At 76.0% G+C, this 4,438-nt stretch carries 4 protein-coding genes; 3 read left to right on the top strand and 1 reads right to left on the bottom strand.

The features are described 5' to 3' along the window. The coding region (locus ABZ914_RS47280) for a DUF1266 domain-containing protein (protein WP_500201185.1) at positions 1–709 on the top strand (709 nt) is incomplete at its 5' end. Positions 710–722: 13 nt separating this feature from the next. On the opposite strand, the gene add is transcribed toward ABZ914_RS47280, so the two are convergent. Then, the gene (gene add / locus ABZ914_RS47285; RefSeq protein ID WP_500201186.1) at positions 723–1,754 is read right to left on the bottom strand and encodes an adenosine deaminase; all 1,032 of its coding nucleotides are present in this window, start codon (positions 1,752–1,754) and stop codon (positions 723–725) included. A gap of 110 nt (positions 1,755–1,864) precedes the next feature. Here add and ABZ914_RS47290 point away from each other — a divergent pair, with 110 nt between their 5' ends. Together ABZ914_RS47290 and ABZ914_RS47295 are read left to right on the top strand one after the other, a co-directional pair. Then, complete coding sequence (locus tag ABZ914_RS47290) at positions 1,865–2,830, top strand: helix-turn-helix transcriptional regulator (RefSeq protein WP_500201187.1); 966 nt, start codon at positions 1,865–1,867, stop codon at positions 2,828–2,830. Positions 2,831–3,023: 193 nt separating this feature from the next. Next, positions 3,024–4,438: MFS transporter (locus ABZ914_RS47295; protein ID WP_500201188.1), on the top strand; the 1,415-nt coding region annotated here is incomplete at its 3' end.

Raw genomic sequence — 4,438 nt, forward strand, 5'->3', positions numbered from 1 at the left:
CGTCCTGGTCACCGACCCGGACAGCGCCTCGTGGGGACGGCTCGCCGCGGCGCTCGCGGTCGGCGCGCACCTGGCGGTCGGGAACGCGGTGCCGTGGAACACGCTGTCCACCCCGGACGGCGCCCGCGAGGACCGGATCCTGCTCGAACGCGACTGGGGCATCACCGACGCGGCGGGCTGGCGCGAGCAGATCGACCGGCTGCTGGACGCCGAGAACAGCGACCCGGCCATCCAGATGGTGCTCGACCGGCGCGACCGGGGCACCGAGCCGCACGCCTGGCGGGCGGCGATCGTCGCCTGGTGCCGCGAGCGCGACATCTCCGACGAGACCATCGAGCACGTCGTCGCCCTGTCGGAGCTGATCCGCCGGTACGAGGCGCGGTTCCGCGCGGACGGGCTGCTGGCGCCGGACGGCCGGGTCGAGAGCGTGTACGGCTACGACTTCGGCCGCGCGGTGAACATGGCGCGCTGGGGCCTGAACGCGGGCTACTGCGACGCCGAGGAGGCCGAGAAGTGCGTCCTGGTCGCCGGGCACCGCGCGAACCAGGTGTACGGGTCGTGGACGTCGTTCTCGTCGGGGTACGTCCTCGGCCGGATGCTCCGGTTCGACGACGGCGAGTTCGGCGAGTGGTACGAGCGGTCGCTGGCCGGCCACCGCATCCTCGCGGACGACCCGGCGAGCCCCTGGCGCCGCATGGCCTGGGGCTAGGCGTCCGCCGAGGCTAGCCGGCCATCAGGGCGTCGATCTCGGCGGTGACCCCGCGGCGCCCGGCGTCATCGAGCGACGAGGCGGCGACGGCGTTGCGGGCGAGCGCGGCCAGCTCGGCGCGGCCGAGCCCGAACACCTCGGCCGCGACGCGGTACTCGCCGGTCAGCGTGGTGTCGAACATGGGCGGGTCGTCGCTGTTCAGCGTGACGAACAGCCCCTCCTCCAGCATGCGCGGCAGCGGATGCCCGGCGAGCGAGGCGACCTGCCCGGTCCTCAGGTTGGAGGTAGGGCACACCTCCAGCGGGATCCGCGTCTCGCGCAGGTGCGCGACCAGGCGCGGGTCGTCCAGGCAGCTGGTGCCGTGGCCGATGCGCTCGGCGCCGAGCCCGTCGAGGGCCTCCCAGATCGTCTCGGGCCCGGTCATCTCGCCGGCGTGCGGGAGGCTGCGCAGGCCCGCGGCGCGCGCGGCGCGGAAGGCGTCGCGGAACGCGTCCCGGTGCGGCGGGCGGCACTGCTCGATGCCGCCCAGGCCGAACCCGACGAGCGCCTCGGGCGGGTGGGCGAGCGCGTGGTCGAGGGTGCCGCGGGCGCCCTCGGCGCCGAACTCGCCCGGAATGTCGAAGATGTAGGCGACGCGGATCCCGTGCCGGGCGCGGGCCTCGCGGACGGCGTGGTCGAGCGCCTCGGTGATCGCGGGCATCGGCATGCCGGCGCGCTGGTGGGTGTAGGGGGTGACGGTCAGCTCGACGTACCGGACGTTCTGCGCGGCGAGGTCGCGGGCCGTGCCGAGCACGAGGGTCCCGACGTCCTCGGGGGTCCGGACGAGGCTCGACACCGCCTCGTACACCTCGGCGAAGTGGGGGAAGTCGCGGAACTCGTAGAAGGCGCGGAGCTCGCGCTCGTCCGCGGGGACGGGGCCGTCGGGGTGGCGGCGGGCCAGTTCGAGGACGGTGGGGACGGAGGCGGAGCCCACGAGGTGGACGTGGAGCTCGACCTTCGGGAGGGCGTCGATGAACGCCTCGATGGGGGACGTGTCGGTCAGCACGCCGCGAAGCTAACAGCCGTCCGACCGGCGGGGACAGGGAAATCCGGGGTACCTGCCACAAGATTGTCAGGAACGGCCGGCGGGGCCGCCGGTCCGGCGAGAATGGGGGCATGCGCGCCGCCCGGTTGATCTCGCTCGTCCTGCTCCTGCAGTCGCGGGGGGCGATGACGGCCGGCGAGCTGGCCCGGGAGCTGGAGGTGTCGGAGCGGACCGTCTACCGGGACGTGGAGGCGCTGTCGGCGGCCGGGGTCCCGGTGTACGCCGACCAGGGCCGCAACGGCGGGTACCGGCTCGTCGGCGGATACCGGACGCGGCTGACCGGGCTGAGCCGCGAGGAGGCCGAGGCGCTGTTCCTGTCCGGGCTCCCCGGCCCGGCCGGGGAGATGGGGCTCGGCGACGCGGTCGCGGCCGCCGAGCTGAAGGTCCTCGCGGCGCTGCCCGCCTCGCTGCGGGACGCGTCGGCGCGGGCCGGGCAGCGGTTCCACCTCGACGCGCCCGGCTGGTTCGGCGACGCCGAGACGCCGCCGCTGCTGCGCGACCTCGCGCGCGCGGTGTGGCGGGACGAGACGGTCGTCCTGCGCTACCGTAAGGGCCGCGAGGTGGCCCGGACGGTCGACCCGTACGGGCTCGTGCTGAAGAACGGCACCTGGTACCTCGTCGGACGGGTCGGCGGGCAGCCCCGCACGTACCGCGTCGACCGCGTCACCGCCGTCGAGGAGACCGGCGCGGTGTTCGAGCGGGACGAGGCGTTCGACCTCGCCGGGCACTGGGACGAGCAGGCGGCGGCGTTCGTCCGGTCGATGCTGCGCGAGGAGGCCGCCGTGCGGCTCAGCCCTGCCGGGATGCGGCTGCTGCGGTTCGCGGTCGAGCCGTACGCCGCGGAGCAGGCCACCGAGAGCGCCGGGGAGCCCGACGACCGGGGCTGGCGCTCCGCCGTGCTGCCGGTCGAGTCGGTGGAGGTGGCGGCGTCCCAGCTCATGCAGCTGGGGGCCGAGGTCGAGGTGCTCGGCCCGCCGGAGCTGCGGGAGCGCATGGCCGAGGCGGCGGCCCGCCTCGCCGCCCTCTACGCCGTCTGACCGGAGCGATCCTCCCCTCCCCGCCCTGACCGGCGCGTTCCACCGCCCTCGCCCTGACCAGCGCGTTCCGCCCTATCCGCTGTGACCCCGGACACATCGGTCGGTAACCGAACATTTCGGTAACCGATGTATCTTGTGCGGCGGGGACGGTGAGACGTGCCGCGGCGCCCGGGGCGGCCGCGGCGGAGGTGACGTGAGCGGTGAAGTGACGGAGCGGCCGGTCCTGCGGAGGCTGCCCGCCGTGCTGGTGGAGGAGCGGCCGCGGCCGGACCGGGTCCGCGAGCACCCGCGCGCCTGGTGGCTCGCGGTCGCCACGGTGTGCTTCGGCGCGTTCATGGGGCAGCTCGACGCCAGCGTCGTCACGCTCGCCTACGGCGGCCTGGGCGCGGAGTTCGGGACCTCGCTCGCCGCCGTGGAGTGGGTGTCGCTGGCCTACCTGCTCACCCTGGCGGCGCTGCTCATCCCCGTCGGGCGGTTCGCCGACGCGCGCGGCCGCAAACTGCTCTACCTGCACGGGTTCGGGGTCTTCGTGGTCGCGTCGGCGGCGTGCGGGCTGGCGCCGTCGCTCGGGACGCTGATCGCGTTCCGGGTCGTGCAGGCCGCCGGCGCGGCGATGATGCAGGCCAACAGCGTGGCGCTGGTGGTGACCAGCGCGCCGGACGGGCGGACGCGCGGGGCGCTGGGCGTGCAGGCCGCCGCGCAGGCGCTCGGGCTGGCGCTCGGGCCCACGGTCGGCGGGGCGCTGGTGTCCACGCTGGGCTGGCGCTGGGTGTTCGGCATCAACGTGCCGGTCGGGATCGTCGCGCTGGTCGCGGGCCACTACCTGCTGCCGCGGACCCGGGAGCGCAACGGCGCCCGCGAGCTGGACCGCCCCGGCGCGGTGCTGCTGGCGGTCGCGACGACCGCGGGGCTGCTCGGCGTCTCGGCGGCGTCCGGGCTGCCGGTGCCGGGATGGGGCGTCGCGGCGCTGTTCGCCGTGGCGGCCGCGGGCGGCTGGGCGTTCGTCGCCCGGCAGCGCAGGGCGCCCTCTCCCCTGCTCGACCTGGACCTGCTGCGGGTGCGCGCGGTGTCGGCCGGGCTCGCCGGGGCGCTCGGCGCGTACCTGGTGCTGTTCGGACCGCTGGTGCTGGTCCCGATCGTGCTGACCGGCCGCGGCTCGTCGGAGCTGCTGGCGGGGCTGGTGCTGACGGCCCTGCCCGCCGGGTTCGGGGCCGCCGCGGTCGGCGGCGAACCGCTGCTGCGGGGGACGACCGACCGGGCCCGCGGGGTGCTCGGCGCGGGGACGGCGGCGGCGGCCCTGGCGGGGATGCTGTTCCTCCCCCTGTCCCCCGGCTGGCTGGTCGCTCAGGCGGCGGTCCTCGGGCTCGGGCTGGGCGTGTTCACCCCCGCCAACAACGCGCTCATCATGAAGGCCCTACCGGCGCGCTGGTCAGGCACGGGCGGCGGCCTGGTCAACATGGCGCGCAGCCTCGGGACGGCGCTCGGCGTCGCGCTGGTCGCGCTCGCGCTGCACCTCGGGCCGGAGGGCGGGCGCTTCGACGGGACGCGCTGGGCGATCGCCGTGCTGCTCGCGGCGTCGGCGGTCACGGTCGCCGCCGCCTGGGCGGG

Source organism: Spirillospora sp. NPDC046719, from assembly GCF_040645715.1.
Lineage (GTDB): Bacteria > Actinomycetota > Actinomycetes > Streptosporangiales > Streptosporangiaceae > Spirillospora.